Annotated in this window: 14 protein-coding genes; 6 read left to right on the top strand and 8 right to left on the bottom strand. The window is 70.9% G+C overall.

Annotated elements, in window-relative coordinates; all coding sequences use genetic code 11:
- Together A5694_RS22185 and A5694_RS22180 are read right to left on the bottom strand one after the other, a co-directional pair.
- A partial coding sequence (locus A5694_RS22185; RefSeq protein ID WP_234787883.1) for a PPE family protein occupies window positions 1–537 on the bottom strand: 537 nt, incomplete at its 3' end.
- A gap of 109 nt (window positions 538–646) precedes the next feature.
- Entirely contained in the window at window positions 647–2,428 is a 1,782-nt protein-coding gene (locus A5694_RS22180) for a hypothetical protein (protein ID WP_064924456.1), read from the bottom strand.
- Window positions 2,429–2,472: 44 nt separating this feature from the next.
- On the opposite strand from A5694_RS22180, the gene A5694_RS22175 reads away from it, so the two are divergent.
- On the top strand, window positions 2,473–3,417 hold the full coding sequence (locus A5694_RS22175) for an NAD-dependent epimerase/dehydratase family protein (RefSeq protein ID WP_064924454.1): 945 nt from the start codon (window positions 2,473–2,475) through the stop codon (window positions 3,415–3,417).
- Between the two features lie 146 nt (window positions 3,418–3,563).
- Entirely contained in the window at window positions 3,564–8,102 is a 4,539-nt protein-coding gene (locus A5694_RS22170) for a cation-translocating P-type ATPase (protein WP_064924453.1), read from the top strand.
- Window positions 8,103–8,119: 17 nt separating this feature from the next.
- Here the strand turns inward: A5694_RS22170 and A5694_RS24260 are convergent, their stop codons facing one another.
- The 4 genes from A5694_RS24260 to A5694_RS22155 all read right to left on the bottom strand — a co-directional run bounded on the left by A5694_RS24260 (window position 8,120) and on the right by A5694_RS22155 (window position 10,739).
- The gene (locus A5694_RS24260; protein WP_165604299.1) at window positions 8,120–8,293 is read right to left on the bottom strand and encodes an Rv1535 domain-containing protein; all 174 of its coding nucleotides are present in this window, start codon (window positions 8,291–8,293) and stop codon (window positions 8,120–8,122) included.
- Window positions 8,294–8,365: 72 nt separating this feature from the next.
- The gene (locus tag A5694_RS22165) at window positions 8,366–8,719 is read right to left on the bottom strand and encodes a DUF2304 domain-containing protein (RefSeq protein WP_064924452.1); all 354 of its coding nucleotides are present in this window, start codon (window positions 8,717–8,719) and stop codon (window positions 8,366–8,368) included.
- The gene (locus tag A5694_RS22160) at window positions 8,716–9,441 is read right to left on the bottom strand and encodes a glycosyltransferase family 2 protein (protein ID WP_064924451.1); all 726 of its coding nucleotides are present in this window, start codon (window positions 9,439–9,441) and stop codon (window positions 8,716–8,718) included. The genes A5694_RS22165 and A5694_RS22160 overlap by 4 nt, the downstream gene beginning before the upstream one ends.
- 41 nt (window positions 9,442–9,482) lie before the next feature.
- Window positions 9,483–10,739: a hypothetical protein gene (locus tag A5694_RS22155; RefSeq protein WP_064924455.1), complete on the bottom strand. Its 1,257-nt coding sequence runs from the start codon at window positions 10,737–10,739 to the stop codon at window positions 9,483–9,485.
- Window positions 10,740–10,841: 102 nt separating this feature from the next.
- Here A5694_RS22155 and A5694_RS22150 point away from each other — a divergent pair, with 102 nt between their 5' ends.
- Entirely contained in the window at window positions 10,842–11,849 is a 1,008-nt protein-coding gene (locus A5694_RS22150) for a TerC/Alx family metal homeostasis membrane protein (RefSeq protein ID WP_064924450.1), read from the top strand.
- On the opposite strand, the gene A5694_RS22145 is transcribed toward A5694_RS22150, so the two are convergent.
- Window positions 11,838–12,275: a nitroreductase/quinone reductase family protein gene (locus A5694_RS22145; protein WP_064924449.1), complete on the bottom strand. Its 438-nt coding sequence runs from the start codon at window positions 12,273–12,275 to the stop codon at window positions 11,838–11,840. The genes A5694_RS22150 and A5694_RS22145 overlap by 12 nt on opposite strands.
- Window positions 12,276–12,381: 106 nt before the next feature.
- Between A5694_RS22145 and A5694_RS22140 the strand changes: the two genes are divergently transcribed.
- Window positions 12,382–13,074, top strand: a complete 693-nt coding sequence (locus A5694_RS22140; RefSeq protein ID WP_064924448.1) for a TetR/AcrR family transcriptional regulator — start codon at window positions 12,382–12,384, stop codon at window positions 13,072–13,074.
- Window positions 13,075–13,090: 16 nt separating this feature from the next.
- Here the strand turns inward: A5694_RS22140 and A5694_RS22135 are convergent, their stop codons facing one another.
- Entirely contained in the window at window positions 13,091–13,579 is a 489-nt protein-coding gene (locus A5694_RS22135; RefSeq protein ID WP_064924447.1) for an inorganic diphosphatase, read from the bottom strand.
- Window positions 13,580–13,659: 80 nt separating this feature from the next.
- Here A5694_RS22135 and dacB point away from each other — a divergent pair, with 80 nt between their 5' ends.
- On the top strand, window positions 13,660–15,036 hold the full coding sequence (gene dacB / locus A5694_RS22130; RefSeq protein ID WP_064924446.1) for a D-alanyl-D-alanine carboxypeptidase/D-alanyl-D-alanine endopeptidase: 1,377 nt from the start codon (window positions 13,660–13,662) through the stop codon (window positions 15,034–15,036).
- A partial coding sequence (locus A5694_RS22125; protein WP_207516077.1) for a zinc-dependent metalloprotease occupies window positions 15,033–15,401 on the top strand: 369 nt, incomplete at its 3' end. The genes dacB and A5694_RS22125, both read left to right, overlap by 4 nt.

Below are 15,401 nucleotides of genomic sequence, written 5' to 3'. Positions count from 1 at the left end.
GGCTTGTTGCTGGACTTGTTGGTCGCGGTCGTCGAGGTGGACAGCATCGCCCCCTTCGAGGGCGGCGGTGCTGGCGTAGCCGTACATGGCGGTGGCGTCTTGGGCCCACATGTCGGCGTAGAGGGCTTCGTTGGCGGCGATGGCGGCGGTGTTTTGGCCGAGGAGGTTGGTGGCGATCAGGGTGGCTAGTTGGGTGCGGTTGGCGGCGATGACCGGTGGCGGGACGGTCATGGCGAAGGCGGTTTCGTAGGCGGCTGCGGCGGTGCTGGCTTGGGTGCCTGCGTGGGCGGCTTGGGCGGCGGTGGTGCTCATCCAGGCGGCGTAGGGGGCTGCGGCGGCGGCCATGGCGGTGGCGGCGGGGCCTTGCCAGGTTTCGTCGGTGAGTCCGGCGATGACGGCGCGGTAGGAGTTGGCTGCGGTTTCCAGTTCGGCGGCCATGGCTTTCCAGGCGCTTGCGGCGGCGCGGATGGGGCCGGAGCCGGCCCCGGAATACATCAGCGCAGAGTTGACCTCAGGCGGCAACGCTGCAAAATTCATCGGCTACTCCTCAAATCGCCGATATCCGAAGGTATTTTCGGCCGCACCGGCCGGGCAACTTCAGCGCCGAGACTCATACGAAACGCATATCTGCGCTTCTCCGATCGCCCTACCGCGGCGCGACATAGCCGACGGGGCCGGCGGCGATACACACCGACAGGGCCGCGGTATCGGCGCGTGCGGTGAGGCGGTAGCCGGCGCCGGGAAGCCGCACGTAGACCCGATTGAGTCCGGGGCGCACCCGCACCCGCACCTGGGGGCCGTCGGAGAGCGCCAGCGTCATCGACCCGTCGACGTTGGCCAGGTAGTTGATCTCGGCCGTCCAGTCGGCCGGCAGCAGCGGGCCATCGAGCCCCAGGGTGGCCGGCAGGTCCGGCTGCACCAGATACCCGCAGCGCGGCACCGGCCCGGGCACAATCGACCGAACCCAGGTCACCTGCGCGTCGGTCAGCGTCCCCGCGCTGGTGAGCATCCGTAACCGCGTTGTCGCCGAAGCGAACTCCGGCCGGTCACGCACCAGTGCGAACAGGTGACTGGCCAGGTTCTCCGGGTAGACGACGCGCTGCAGCACCAGCGGGTCGACCTCTTGATCGAGCAGTGGCGCATCCGAGTCGGCGCGGGCCGCGGACAGGGCCCCGCGGGCGTTCTGCAGATAGGAGCGGGCCGGGTCGTCGCGCCACCGGGCCAGGAACGTCACCGTCGAGTACAGGCTGCTGGCGGTGAAGGCCACCGCCAGGCCGGTCACCGCCACGGTGCGCAACGGCGAGGCGTTCAGCCACCGCGATGACTCCCGGTTGGGCGCACACAACCCGACCGCGGCCAGCATCGCCAGCACCACGACCAGGTCGGCCAGGTAGCGCAGGGTCTGCGCCAGTTCCAGCGCGGTGAACGCCGAGGAGCGCATCAGATAGATCGGCACCTGGCAGGCCGCGGCGTAGCCGGCCGCGACCAGCCACACCGGCATCAGCCGGTGCTTGCGCACCAGCGACACCGCCAGCAGCCCCGCCAGCACCAGCCAGCCCAGCGTCATCACCAGCGGGCCCGGCAGCGCCCACGGCGAGGCCGGCGCCCACCGCGCCCACGTCCACGGGCCACCGGCCAGGCTCGGGACGATGCCGTGGGTGATCGAGCGCAGCAGCAGCTCGCGGGTCATGTGCAGATCGAAGCTCCACCGCTTCTGGTTGACCACCGCCAGGTAGACCCCGATCCAGCCCGCGGTCACCACCAGCGTCGCCGCCCACAGCCGGGCCCCGGCCCGCCAGGCCTGCGCGAGCGCGCCCCCCGGTCGCTCACCGGCGACATAGCGCAGCAGCGCCGCCACGGTAAAGGCGACGAACGGGATCACCGCGGCCTTCTCGAAGAACAGCAGACCGCCGGCGTAGGTCAGCGTGCCGGTGAGCGCGTAGCGCCGGTTTCCGGTGCGCGCCAACAGAATCGCGTCGGCGCAGACCCAGGCCAGCGCCGTCAGCATGGGCAGGGAGTTCAAGGCCGCCGCCCACCACGCGAACGCCGGCAGGCCCAGCGGGCAGAACAGCGCGAACGTCAGCGGGATCAGCAGCACCGGTCGCCAGCCCAGAATCACCCACAGCGCCCGCAGCAGCGCCAACGATGCCAGCAGCTGCAGCACCACCAGGCTGGCCGCCGGCGCCGCCCACTGCAACGGCCACACCCGGCTCAGCGCCCCGGCGACCAGATACGCTCCGGGCATCACGTGACCGTCGTGGTCGTCGAACAGATATGCCGGTGACCACAGGTCGTGGGTGCCGGCCCGGCCGATCAGGATCAGGTCGTCCCAGTAGAAGTAGCCGCCGAACGCCACCACCGCCCGGACCACCAGCTGCGCGCCGATCAGCGCCACCGCCACGAGTAAGGCCCAGGGCGGGGCGGTCATCCGGGTGCGCATTGGTCTTTCTTACCTGCCGGTATGGTGGCCCGGTGCGAGCACTGGTCACCGGAGCAGCCGGATTCATCGGATCGACGCTGGTCGACCGCCTGCGGGCGGACGGGCACCCGGTGGTCGGGCTGGACAATTTCGCCACCGGGCGGGCGACCAACATCGAGCACCTGACCGGCGACGCCGACTTCAGCTTCGTCGAGGCCGACATCGTCACCGCCGACCTGGGTGAGCTGCTGGCGCGGTATCGCCCCGAGGTGATCTTTCACCTGGCCGCCCAGATCGACGTGCGCCATTCGGTGGCGGACCCACAGTTCGATGCCTCGGTGAATGTGCTCGGGACGATCCGGCTCGCCGAAGCGGCCCGCGCCGCCGGGGTTCGCAAGCTCGTGCACACCTCCTCGGGCGGGTCGATCTACGGCACCCCCCCGCGCTACCCCACCAGTGAAGACGAGCCCACCGACCCGGCGTCGCCGTACGCCGCCGGCAAGGTGGCCGGGGAGATCTACCTCAACACCTTCCGGCGCCTCTACGGCCTGCAGTGTTCGCACATCGCGCCGGCCAACGTCTACGGCCCCCGCCAAGATCCGCACGGCGAGGCCGGCGTGGTGGCGATCTTCGCCCAGGCACTGCTCGAGGGCAGGCCCACCAAGGTCTTCGGGGACGGCTCCAACACCCGCGACTACGTGTTCGTCGACGACGTGGTGGACGCCTTCGTGCGAGCGGCCGGCCCGGACGGCGACGGGCAGCGGTTCAACGTCGGCACCGGGGTGGAAACCTCGGACCGGCAACTGCATTCGGCGGTGGCCGCCGCGGTCGGCGCACCCGACGACCCGGAGTTCCACCCGCCCCGGCTGGGCGACCTGAAGCGGTCCTGTCTGGACATCGACCGGGCGCGCCAGGTGCTGGGTTGGCAGCCGCAGGTCGAGCTGGCCGACGGGGTGGCGCGCACGGTGGCATATTTCCGGCAGGTGAAGTCCGCCTGAACTTGTGTGGCATACTTCCTCGACGGAGGGGAGTATTCCTTCGCTGCAGTGTCGTCATCTCGTCGCCCGTCATCGGACGACCGGTGCTGTGGGCCGGTGATCGGCGGAAGAGACCTCCAGCGCATCAATGACGCTGGAGGCAATCCATGGACGTGTTCTCGATCGGCCGTGTCGGTCTGGACGCCGTCGGCTCGGCGGCAACGTCGGTTCTGGGGGCCAGCCTCGACCTCGCCGCCATCCCCTTGCGCGAAGGCGCCAAAATCCTGGCCGGCGAACGCTCCGACCTGACCAGCCGGCGTAGCTGGCGCGGTGCCGGCCGTGCCTGGATCGAAGTCCGCGGGCTCGATGAGCAGGGCGGTCACGGAGATCTCGGGGCCGCGGTGGTGGAAGCCTTGCAGGACCGGCCCGGAGTCACCTCGGTGCGGCTGAACCGTCCGCTGTCGCGGGTGGTCGTCGGGATCGACGACGAGAATGGCCAGGCGACATCGCTGGCCGACCTGTGCGCCGCAGTGGAGGCCGTCGAGCGGGGCGCCGAGCTGAGCGCGACCGAGACCGCGGCACTGCCGGGCGACGGGCTGCTGCTGGCCGCCAAGGGCGCGATGGTCGGCGCCAACGCCGTGGGACTGGCGATCGCGACCGCGGGCAGTGTGCTGCGCTGGCCGGCCGCGCCGAAGATCTTCGATGCCGCGGCGTCGGTGGCCCGCTACCAGCCGCTGGTCCGGAACCTGTTGGAAAGCCGGATCGGGCCGGCAAAGACCGACACGGTGCTCTCGCTGGCCTCGCTCGGCTCGCACGTCATCACCATGTCCCCGGCGATCCTCGCGGTGGACCTGATGGTGGAGGGCCTCAAGGCCGCCGAGTCGCGCGCCGGCGCGTTGGCGTGGAGCCGCTACGAGCCCGAGCTGGCCCGCTATGCCGACCACCCCGAGGTGTATGCCGCTCAACGGCCGATCCCGCGGCCGGACGGCGCGGTCGAACGCCACATGAAACGCACGGCGCTGGCCCAGGTGGTCGGGGCCGGTGTGGTGGGCGCGCTCACCCGCAACCTGGACATGACCTCCAGTGCGATCCTGGCGGCTTCACCGAAAGCGGTGCGCACCAGCTGCGAGTCGTTCGCGGCGACCCTGGGCCAGGGGCTGGCCGACGCGCACGGGGCGCTGCCGCTGCGGCCGGAGGCCCTGCGCCGACTCGACAAGATCGACACGGTGCTCATCGACCCGCGGGTGCTGGCCGGTGAACAGCGCCGGGTGATGCAGATCCGCGGCGCCGGCGAACACGAGCTGCCGCTGGCCTGGCGCCACGCGCAGAGCCTGCTCGACAAGCCGGGCCTGCGCCCGGGCTGGCACCGGGTACCGCGCATGAGCTCCCGTCGCACGGACGCGGTAGAGGCGCTCATTCTGCCGGCGCACCACGCGCTGGCCTCGGCGGTGGTGCTCGAAGCGCGGGCTTCTGGAGCAGAACTGGTCACGGTGGACACCGACATCCTCGGCGAGCTGCGCCCCGGCTTCGACGACATCCGGCCCGCCGACGGCGGCCTCGACGCGGCGTTGGCCGCGGCGGTCACCGACCTGCAGCAGGCCGGTCGCACCGTCGCGGTGCTGTCCTGCGCTGCGGCGCAGGCGCTGGCGTCGGCCGACGTGGCGCTGGGTGTCATGCCGGAGGCCGACGCAGACACCGCACCCCCCTTCTACGCAGATCTGCTGCTGGCCGACCTGGCCGGCGCATGGCAGGTGCTGCGTGCGCTCCCGGCGGCGCGGGAGGCCAGCGAGCGCGGTGTCGCGATCTCGATCGGCGCCTCCACGATCGCCGGGCTGCTGCTGGTTCGCGGCGTCCGGGCGACGATTCCCGGTCTGGGGGCCGGGCAAGGCCGCGGTCCTGGCCCGGTGACCGTCGGCGCAGGCGCCGGCATGCTGTCGGGCTATCTGCTCGCTCGACGGGTGCTGCGCGCTCAGGCGCCCAAGCCCGCCCCGGCCTACGAGTGGCACGCCATGTCGGTCGAGCAGGTGCGCGAACTGCTGACCCCGGAGCAGCTGATACCGCTTACTGAGCGGGCACCGGCCGAGACGGCGTCGCAGGGCATGTTCTGGCCGTTTGTGCACGCCGTGCGCGCCGAATTGTCGGACCCGATGACCCCGATCCTGGCGCTGTGTTCGGCGGCGACCGCCATGTTGGGTTCGCCGATCGACGCCGTCATGGTCGGCACGGTGCTCACCGGCAACGCCATGCTGGCGGCCTACCAGCGGCTGCGGGCCGAGAGCCGGTTGAACATCCTGCTGGCCCAGCAGGCCCCGCCGGCCCGTGTCGTGCTGACCGGTGCCGACGGCACGCGGCACTACCACGAGATCGTCGCCGAACAACTGCTGCCCGGTGACGTGATCGAGGTGCGCAGCAACGAGGTGGTACCCGCCGACGCCCGCCTGATCGAGGAGACCGACGTCGAGGTCGACGAGTCGTCGCTGACCGGCGAATCGCTGTCGGTCGGCAAGCAGCTCGAACCCACGCCGGGCGCCGAACTGGCCGAGCGCAGCTCCATGCTCTATGCGGGCACCACCGTGATCGCCGGGAAGGCGCTGGCCATGGTGACCGCCGTGGGCGCCGACACCCAGACCCGCCGGGCCTCCGAACTGGCCTCCGGGGAGCTACCCGAGGTCGGCTTGCAGCACCACCTGTCGCAGCTGATGTACCGGACCTTCCCGGTCAGTGCCGCCGGCGGTGTGGCGGTCGGCGCGCTGGGCCTGCTGCGCCAGGGCGGACTGCGTCAGGCGCTGGGCAATGCGATCGCGGTGGCGATCGCCGCGGTCCCGGAGGGGATGCCGCTGATGGCGACCCTGGCTCAGCACTCGTCGTCGCAGCGGCTGAGCAAATCCGGTGCGCTGGTGCGGATCCCGCGCTCGGTGGAGGCGCTCGGCCGGGTCGACGTGGTGTGCTTCGACAAGACTGGAACGCTGTCGGAGAACCGGCTGCGGGTCACCACGGTGCGCCCGCTGCCCGGGTATTCCGCCGATGACGTGCTCGGCACCGCGGCGCAGGCGGCACCGGCACCCGACGGCGCGGCGCACGCGCACGCCACCGACCAGGCCATTGTCGAGGGCGCGGCGGCCGCGCCCGGCGCCCGCAGCTGGATCGAACCCGACGCTCACCTGCCGTTCCGGTCGGGCCGGGCGTTCTCAGCCTCCGTGCTGGGAACGGAGCTGCTAGTCAAGGGCGCACCGGAGGTGGTGCTGGCGGCTTGCGGCAACGCCGGTGGGGAGGCGCAGCAGCAGGTGGCCGCGATGGCGGCCCAGGGTCTGCGGGTGATCGCGGTGGCGCAGGGCACGCTGACCGCCGCGCAGGCGCGCACGGTCGTGGCGGAGTCCGAGCGAATCGTCGAGGTGGCCGGTTCGGGGTTGACGCTGATCGGCTTCCTCGGCTTGGCCGACACCCCCCGGGCCGATGCCCCGCAGCTGCTGGCCGATCTGGCTGCCCGCGGGGTGGACATCCGGATGATCACCGGCGACCACCCGATCACGGCGACCGCGATCGCCGCCGAGATGGGTGTCACCGTCGACGCCGAGCAGGTCATCACCGGCTCGGAGTGGAATGCGTTGGACCGCAAGGAACAAGAGCGTGTGGTCTGCGAGCGGGTGATCTTCGCCCGGATGTCGCCGGAGAACAAGGTGCAGATCGTCCAGACCCTCGAGCGCGCCGGCCGAGTGTCGGCGATGGTGGGTGACGGCGCCAATGACGCCGCCGCGATTCGCGCCGCGACCGTCGGGCTCGGTGTCGTCGCCCACGGCAGCGACTCGGCGCACGCCACCGCCGACGTGGTGCTCACCGACGGCAAGATCGGGGCGCTGATCGATGCGATCGACGAGGGTCGCCGGCTGTGGAACGGCGTGCAGCGGGCGATCTCGGGGCTGCTCGGTGGCAATGCCGGCGAAGTGATCTTCTCGGTCATCGGCACGGCGGTCACTGGCAACTCGCCGCTGAACACCCGGCAGCTGCTGCTGATGAACACGTTGACCGACGCGTTGCCGGCCACCGCGGTTGCGGTCAGCACCCCGGCGGGCCCGATCGGCGGCGCGGTCCGCGGTCTCGACGAGCGGAAACTCTGGCGTGCCGTGGCGTTCCGTGGCGGGGTCACGGCGGCTGCGGGCACCGCCGCCTGGGGAATGGCCTCGGTGACCGGCACGCCGCAGCGGGCCTCCACGGTGGCGCTGATCTCGTTGGTCTCCACCGAACTGGGCCAAACCGTGGTCGATTCCCGGGCGCCGCTGGTGCTGCTCACCGCGGCCGGGTCGTTCGCGGTGTTCGCCGCGATCGTCACCACCCCGGGCGTCAGCCAGCTGCTCGGCTGCACGCCGGTCGGCCCGATCGGTTGGGCACAGGCTCTGGGCACGGCCGCGGCGGCCACCGCCGCGGTGGCCGTGGCGAGCCGGTGGACGACGCACGCGACCGACACCCCGGCGCAGGCTTCCCTCGAGGTCCCCGTCACGCAGCTGGCAGCGGCCCCCGCGCAGAAGACCGCGACGAAGGCTGCCGCAAAGAAGGCTCCGGCCAAGAAAGCCCCGGCCAAGAAAGCCACCCCGAAGAAGACCCCGGCCCAAAAGACCCCGGCTCAAAAGACCCCGGCCCAAAAGACCCCGGCCAAGAAAGCCACGGCGAAGACCGCCGCCAAGAAGCCGAAACTGGAAGTGGTGCGCTGAGGCGCCTCGTCACCGAATCAGCCGGCCGGGCGCAGCGGCCGCAGATCGGCGTCCGGGTACCTCGGCGCGGCATGGTGTACCTCCAGCACGCCGGCGCGCCACAGCAGGGCGTACAACTCGATGACCGGCACGGTCAGGAGCTGTGCGGTGACTTCGACCAGTGGATCCGCCAGGATTTCGGTCGCCTTCATGAGCCCCAGAGTGACGGCTGCAGCAGGACGGCGGGCAAACCGATTGTTACGGGTCGGCCAACTGCCGCCGAATTACTGTGATTCAGGCGGTTCCTGCGGCGGTTGGGCGTCGGCCAGCGCCACCACCCGGGCCAGCCGGGCGAAGCGCAGTTCCAGGTCGCGGAACCGCATGTAGGTGCTCAAGGTGGTGAACGCGAACGCGATGATCAGGACGTAGAGCATCAGGTCGGTGCCGCGGCGCACCCCGACCCAGTTGGCCACCACGGTGGTGTCGTCCGGGCGCAGCACCGCATAGATGCCGGCGACCACGAACACCAGGTAACCGACCTTCACCCAGGCCCGGGACTGCGCGGACCGCCGTGACAGCAGCAGGTAGATCAACAGTGCGATCACCGCGGCGATCAGCAGCACCTTGATCCAGTTCATCGCGACATCCTCTTGCGCAGCATTCCGTCGAACATGATGTTGACGCCGTTGAGCAGCGGCTGGCCCTTCGACTTGGAGTAGTCGGTGTAGAGCACTTCGACCGGCTCTTCGCCGACCCGCCAACCGTTTTCGGCGATCAGCGCGATGAACTCCCCGGCGTGGCTCATCCCGGTCATGGTCAGGTCGAGCCGGTCGGCGACTCGCCGGTTGAACACCCGCAGGCCGTTGTGGGCGTCGGAGAGCCCCAGCCGGCGGATCCGCGGGTTCAGCAACACCGCGGTCTGCAACACCAGGCGTTTGAGTGGCGGGACCGCGCTGGCTGCCTGGGGTGCGGCGAACCGGCTGCCGATCACGATGTCGAGGTCCGCGGTGTCGAGACGCTCGATCATGCGCACCACGTCGGCGACCTGGTGCTGGCCGTCGGCGTCGAAGGTGGCGAACAGCCGGGCGCTGGGTTGCCGGCGGGCGAATTCCACCCCGGTCTGGATGGCCGCGCCCTGACCGAGATTGACCGGATGGCGCACGACGTAGGCGCCGGCGCGCCGGGCGATCGCGGCGGTGTCGTCGGTGCTGCCGTCATCCACGCAGACCACCGACGAGAAAACCGACCGGATGCCGGCGATCACGTCGCCGATGACGGCTGCCTCACCGAAGGCCGGGACGATGATCCAGGCGTCGGGGTAACGGCTGGTTGACCTGGTATCGATGCCTAAAAAATACACGTGGGCACGCCTGCACCGGCGTAGCCGGGCCGTGCCGCGACTCAGGGAGCCGCGCGCAGCGCGGTCAGATGCACACCGATTCCCACCAGCGGTCCGCACAGCAGCGCGACCACGGTTCGAGTCGACAGGTCCAGCGGCAGCAGCAACAGCAGCGTGGATGCCACCGTCGCGCCCACCCAGCCCAGCGCGTAAGCGCGGTGCAGCGCCGCGGCCACTGTTGCCGCACCCGTGAGCGTCAACAACGCGATCGCGGTCGCCCCGGCGGTCAGGCCGGCCAGCAGCAGTCCGCCGGTGGTGTAGTCCGCGCCGAACACCGTGCGCAGCAGCCACGGACCGACCAGACCGGCGGCCACCGCGCCGGCGGCGCCCAGCGCGGCGATGGTGATCGCCGGCGTGCTCAGCGCCCGTAGCCGCCGCCCGCGCTGATCGACGAAGTGCGCGATCAGGTTGCCCTGCAAGGCGGTCAGCGGCACCAGCAGCGGTGCCCGTGTCACGGTCACCGCCAGGATCACCACGCCGCCCTCGGCGCCCAGTTCGCCGGAGGTGGCCTGCAACAGCACCGGAAAACCCATCACCAGGATCGCGCTGGCGCCGGCCGCGGTGATCGAATGCGCCGCTCCGCGCAGGAAGTCCGCGGTGCCGACCGGGGTCAGCAGCCGCGCTGCCGACCGGGCCGCGGCAGAGGTGGCCAGCAGCAGCAGCCAGGCCACCGCGCCGGCGACGGTGGCCCACAAGAACCCGATCAGACCCCAGCCGATGACGAACGTCGCGGCGGCGACCGCCACCCGGATCGCCGCGTCGGTCACCATCAACGCCCCGTACTGGGTCCACCGGTTGGTGCCGGCCAGCGTGCCGAGCAGGGTGGCGTGCACGGCGAAGTTGGCCAGCCCGAAGCACAGCAGCCCCACCGATAGCCAGCGCGCCTCGACGAACACATGGTTGCTCCACAGCGGCGAGCTTCCGGCGACCAGCCCGGCCGCGACCACGCCGGCCAGCCCGGCCACCCACAGCGGCCGGGTGTGCCGCGCCGAGGGTCCGACGTCCCGGGCGAAGCGGACCTCCCGGGTGGTTTCCTGCAACAGGCCATTGGCGGCGCCGGCGACCAGGCCGAAGGCCCCCCAGAACACGCTGAACACCGAGAAGCCGGCCGGGTCCAGGTCGCGTGCCGCCAGGTACAGCACGGCGTAGCCGCACAGGGCGCTGAGCAGTGTCGCGGTGCCGACCCGGGCCACACTGGCGCGGGTGACGGGGCCGGCGGGCAGCCCGCTGGGGACTCCGGTACCCCCGATATCGGTCACCACGGCGAAAATACTAAGCGGGGTGCGGGGTACGGTCGGACGTCCCTTGAATCCAGGTGGCCCCAGCCCCACCGACAACGCTCAACGACGGGAGGCCCACCAGTGGACCCGTCGCTGTTGGAATGGCTGGTGACGTTCGCGGGGCTGGCCGCGGTACTCGGATTCGACTTGTTCCTGGTCGCCCGCCGGGTCCATGAGCCGTCGATCCGCGAGGTCGCGACCCGGCTGACGTTCTACATCAGCCTCGCGGTGGCGTTCGGCGTCTGGGTGTGGTGGTACCACGGCGCGAAGTACGGCATGCAGTTCTTCGCCGGCTGGCTCACCGAGTACAGCCTGTCGGTGGACAATCTGTTCGTCTTCGTGATCATCATCAACAGCTTCAACGTGCCCAGGAAGTACCGGCAGGAAGCGCTGTTCGTCGGCATCGTGCTGGCGCTGTCGTTTCGGGCGGTGTTCATCGCGCTGGGCGGGGTGGCCGTGCAACGGTTGTCCTGGACGTTCTATCTGTTCGGCGCGTTCATGGCCTATACCGCGATCAAATTGCTCCGCCACGGCGATCACGGCGGCGGCGACCACGGCGGCGGGGGAGAGGGCGGCAACAACTTCGTGGTGCGGTTCGCCCGCACCCACTTCAACGCCACCGACCGCTGGGCCGGGGTGCGGTTCTTCGTCCGGGACTCCAGCGGGTCCTGGGCCGTCACCCCGATGTTCCTGGTGGCGCTGGCGCTGGGCACCACCGATCTGGTGTTCGCGATGGACTCCATTCCGGCCATCTACGGCCTGACCCGCCAGCCGTATCTGGTGTTCACCGCCAACGTATTCGCCCTGATGGGGCTGCGCCAGCTCTACTTCATCCTCGGCAAGCTGCTGAACCGGTTCGTGTATCTGTCCAAGGGCCTGGCCCTGATCCTGGGGTTCATCGGGGTGCGGATGGTGTTGCACGCGCTGCGCACCAACGAGGTGTGGTTCATCCACGGCGGCCGCAACTTCAACGTCCCGGAGATCCCCACACCGGCGAGTCTGGCGGTCATCGTGGCCGTCCTGGTGCTGACGACCGCGGCCAGCTTGTACCGGACCCGTGGAATCCAGGCCAGCTCGTCACCGGAGTGAGAAGACCGGGAGCGAGGGCGCCGCACGACGCAGGTCGTCATCGCTGGACTGCGGTGTCAGTCCCGCCATGTGCCCTTTGACCTGCCAGTACCACCGTTGCAGGTAGGCGCGCAGCAACGCCGGCTTGACGTCGTCGGCGACTTCGGTGGCCCGGGCCAGGGTGGGACGCCACCGCGGTCCGAGCTGCACCTGGCCGGCGGCCCGCAGATTACGGACCCACTCGGTGTCGCCGCGCGGCGCGACGACGTAGTCCACCCCGTCGACGGTCAACACGTTGACCACGACGCCGCGGGGCTTTCCGGTCTTGCGGCCGCGGACGGCGAGCGCGCGGGTGCCGGCGATGCTGATCCCCGCTTCGGCGAGCCGGCGGATGATCGCGTTGGCGAATCGGGCCGGGGCGCTCGGCGGGGCGTATCGGATGGTCATCTCCGGTCCCTCCGTTATGAGAGCAGCGCTCTCGTTTGACCGTGATCCTGACACGGCCGGCCGGCAAAAACAAGAGCAGTGCTCGCGAATCTGGCAGACTCGCCCGGTGGGCAAACGACAGGAGTCGCGGGAGCGAATCGAGGCGCAGATCATCGAGGTCGGGCGGCGCCATCTGTTGACCCACGGGGCGGCGGGGCTGTCACTGCGTGCCGTCGCGCGCGAGGTGGGCCTGGTCTCGTCGGCGGTCTACCGCTACGTGAGCAGTCGCGACGAGTTGCTCACGCTGCTGCTGGTGGACGCCTATTCCGATCTGGCCGACACGGTCGACGCCGCCCGCACCTCGGCGACGGCGCCGTCGTGGCACGACGACATCGTCGCGATCGCCCACGCCGCGCGGGACTGGGCGCTGGAGCATCCGGCCCGCTGGGCGTTGCTGTACGGCAGCCCGGTTCCGGGTTATCACGCGCCGGCTGAACGCACCGTCGCCCCGGGCACCCGAGTCGTACGCGCGTTCTTCGACGCGGTCGCCGACGGCATCGCCGCCGGAGCGATCGCCTCGGTGAACCGCGTTGCGGCGCAACCGTTGTCAGCGGATTTCGGCCGGGTTCGCGAGGAATTCGGCTTCGCCGGCGACGACGCGGTCGTCGCGAAATGCTTCCTGCTGTGGGCCGCCGTAGTCGGCGCGATCAGCCTGGAAGTGTTCGGCGGGTACGGCGCCGACACGCTGACGCAACCGCGGGCGGTGTTCGACGCCCAGCTCGGTCTGCTGCTGCAGGTGTTCGCCCGGCGCCCGGATTAAGCGCTGAACCGCCGGATCAGTGACCCGAGGTCTTGAACCGTTCGATCGAACGGGAGACCTCGGCTTCGGCCTCGGCGCGGCCCACCCAGTCGGCGGCCTTGACGAACTTGCCCGGCTCGAGGTCCTTGTAGTGCACGAAGAAGTGCTTGATCGCGTCCAGTTCGTGCGACGCAACGTCGCCGATGTCGGCGATGTGGTCCCAGCGGTGGTCACCGGCCGGCACGCACAGCACCTTGTCGTCGCCGCCGGCCTCGTCGGTCATCCGGAACATGCCGACCGGGCGCGCCTCGACGATCACCCCGGGGAACACCGACTGGGGCAGCAGCACCATGGCGTCCAGCGGGTCGCCGTCCTCGCCGAGGGTGTCCTCGATGAAGCCGTAGTCGGTGGGGTAGCCCATCGGCGTGTACAGGTAGCGGTCGAGTTTGACCCGCCCGGTGGCGTGGTCGACCTCGTACTTGTTGCGCTGGCCCTTGGGGATTTCGATGGTCACGTCGAATTGCACGCCGCACAGTCTAGAGCGGGCCGGAATCATGCTCCGACCCTGCCCGTCCGGCACAATTGGCCCCGACAGGCAGGAGAGACATGGACTCCACTCGGTGGCGACACAGCAGGACCCATCTGGGCATTGCGGCCGCGGTACTGGCGCTGGCCGCCGCCGTGGTGGCAGTGGCCGTGGTCGTGCTCCCCGACGAGTCCGGTGCCGGTGCACACGCCGTGCCGCCGGCGCCGATGGCGACCGCCCAACCAGGGGTGGTGCCGGTCGGCGACGACGCCCCGATCCCGACCGGCAGCGCCCTGGCGGCAGCGATGTCGGCTGCGCTGGCCGACCCCAACCTGGGCCGGCTCACCGGCCGGATCACCGACGCGCTGACCGGCAAGGCGCTGTGGACGCAGCAGGAAGACCTGCCGATGCAGCCGGCGTCGACCAACAAGGTGCTCACCGCGGCGGCCGCGCTGCTGGCGCTCGACCTCGGCGCCCGGGTCACCACCCGGGTGATCACCGGTGACCAGCCCGGCGTGGTGGTGCTGGTCGGCGGCGGCGACCCGACCCTGTCCACCGCCGACGTCGGGCAGGACACCTGGTACCGCGAGGCGGCCCGGATCAGCGACCTGGCCGACCAGGTCCGCCGCAGCGGGGTGACGCCCACCGAGATCCAGGTCGACACGTCGGCGTTCAGCGGCCCGAGCATGGCACCGGGCTGGGATCCCGACGACATCGACGGCGGCGACATCGCCCCGATCGAGTCGGTGATGGTCGACGGCGGCCGCATCCAGCCGACCACCGTGGAGTCCCGGCGCTCGCTGACCCCGGCGCTGGACGCCGGGCAGGCGCTGGCCGCTGCGCTCGGTGTCGACACCGACAAGGTCAGCATCGCGACCGCGTCGGTGACCGGACGCGAACTGGGCGCGGTCTCCTCGGCGCCGCTGGTGGTGCGGCTGGGCGAGATGATGAACGCCTCGGACAACGTGATGGCCGAGTGCATCGGCCGGGAGGTGGCGGCGGCGATGGGCCGGCCGCGGTCTTTCGCCGGTGCCGTCGACGCGGTGACCAACCGGCTGGCCACCGCCCACATCGCGGTCAGCGGGGCCACGCTGATGGACTCCAGCGGGCTGTCCGTCGACGACCGGTTGACGGCGCGCACGCTGGACGCGGTGGTACAGGCGGCGGCCGGTCCGGACCAGCCGGAGCTGCGGCCACTGCTGGACATGCTGCCGGTCGCCGGTGGCAGCGGCACCTTGTCCGATCGGTTCCTCAACCCGAAGACCGGGCGCGGGGCGGCCGGCTGGCTGCGCGCCAAGACCGGCTCGCTGACCCGCACCAACGCGCTGGCCGGGATCGTGACCGACCGCGACCGCCGGGTGCTGACGTTCGCGTTCATCTCCAACGATGCCGGGCCGACCGGGCGCACCGCGATCGACGCGCTGGCCGCGGTGCTGCGGACCTGCGGATGCGGATGACCGAGCTCGACATCGGGCGCGCGGTGGACTGGGGGTTCGCCGCGACGGTCGGCAGCTGGCTGGCGCGTCCGGCGCCGCCGATGACCGACTACACCCGCGAGCAGGTGATCGGCGACCTGCACCGCAGCGCTGCGGCTGCCGAACCGCTGGTGCGTGAGGTGACCGGGCTCGGTGTCGGCGGCCCGGTGCCCGAGGCGCGCGTCCTGGATCGGCCGCAGTGGATCGCTGCCGCCGCCGAGTCGATGCGGTTGATGACCGGCGGCACCGAGAAGTCCGTCGGGTTCATCAGCGGCCGGCTGGCCGGCGCGCAGACCGGTGCGCTGCTGGCGTTCGTCTCCTCGGGCATCCTCGGCCAGTACGACCCC

The organism is Mycolicibacter sinensis, assembly GCF_001667945.1.
GTDB classification, from domain to species: Bacteria; Actinomycetota; Actinomycetes; order Mycobacteriales; family Mycobacteriaceae; genus Mycobacterium; species Mycobacterium sinense_B.
Note: the sequence above shows the minus strand (reverse complement) of the source record. Positions and strands in the feature narration are given on the sequence as shown.

Coding starts and splice junctions, on each gene's coding strand:
- A5694_RS22165 (WP_064924452.1), bottom strand. CDS start 8,719: ATGAACTGGATCAAGGTGCTGCTGATCGCCGCGGTGATCGCACTGTTG.
- A5694_RS24260 (WP_165604299.1), bottom strand. CDS start 8,293: ATGAAGGCGACCGAAATCCTGGCGGATCCACTGGTCGAAGTCACCGCA.
- A5694_RS22170 (WP_064924453.1), top strand. CDS start 3,564: ATGGACGTGTTCTCGATCGGCCGTGTCGGTCTGGACGCCGTCGGCTCG.
- A5694_RS22180 (WP_064924456.1), bottom strand. CDS start 2,428: ATGACCGCCCCGCCCTGGGCCTTACTCGTGGCGGTGGCGCTGATCGGC.
- dacB (WP_064924446.1), top strand. CDS start 13,660: ATGGACTCCACTCGGTGGCGACACAGCAGGACCCATCTGGGCATTGCG.
- A5694_RS22145 (WP_064924449.1), bottom strand. CDS start 12,275: ATGACCATCCGATACGCCCCGCCGAGCGCCCCGGCCCGATTCGCCAAC.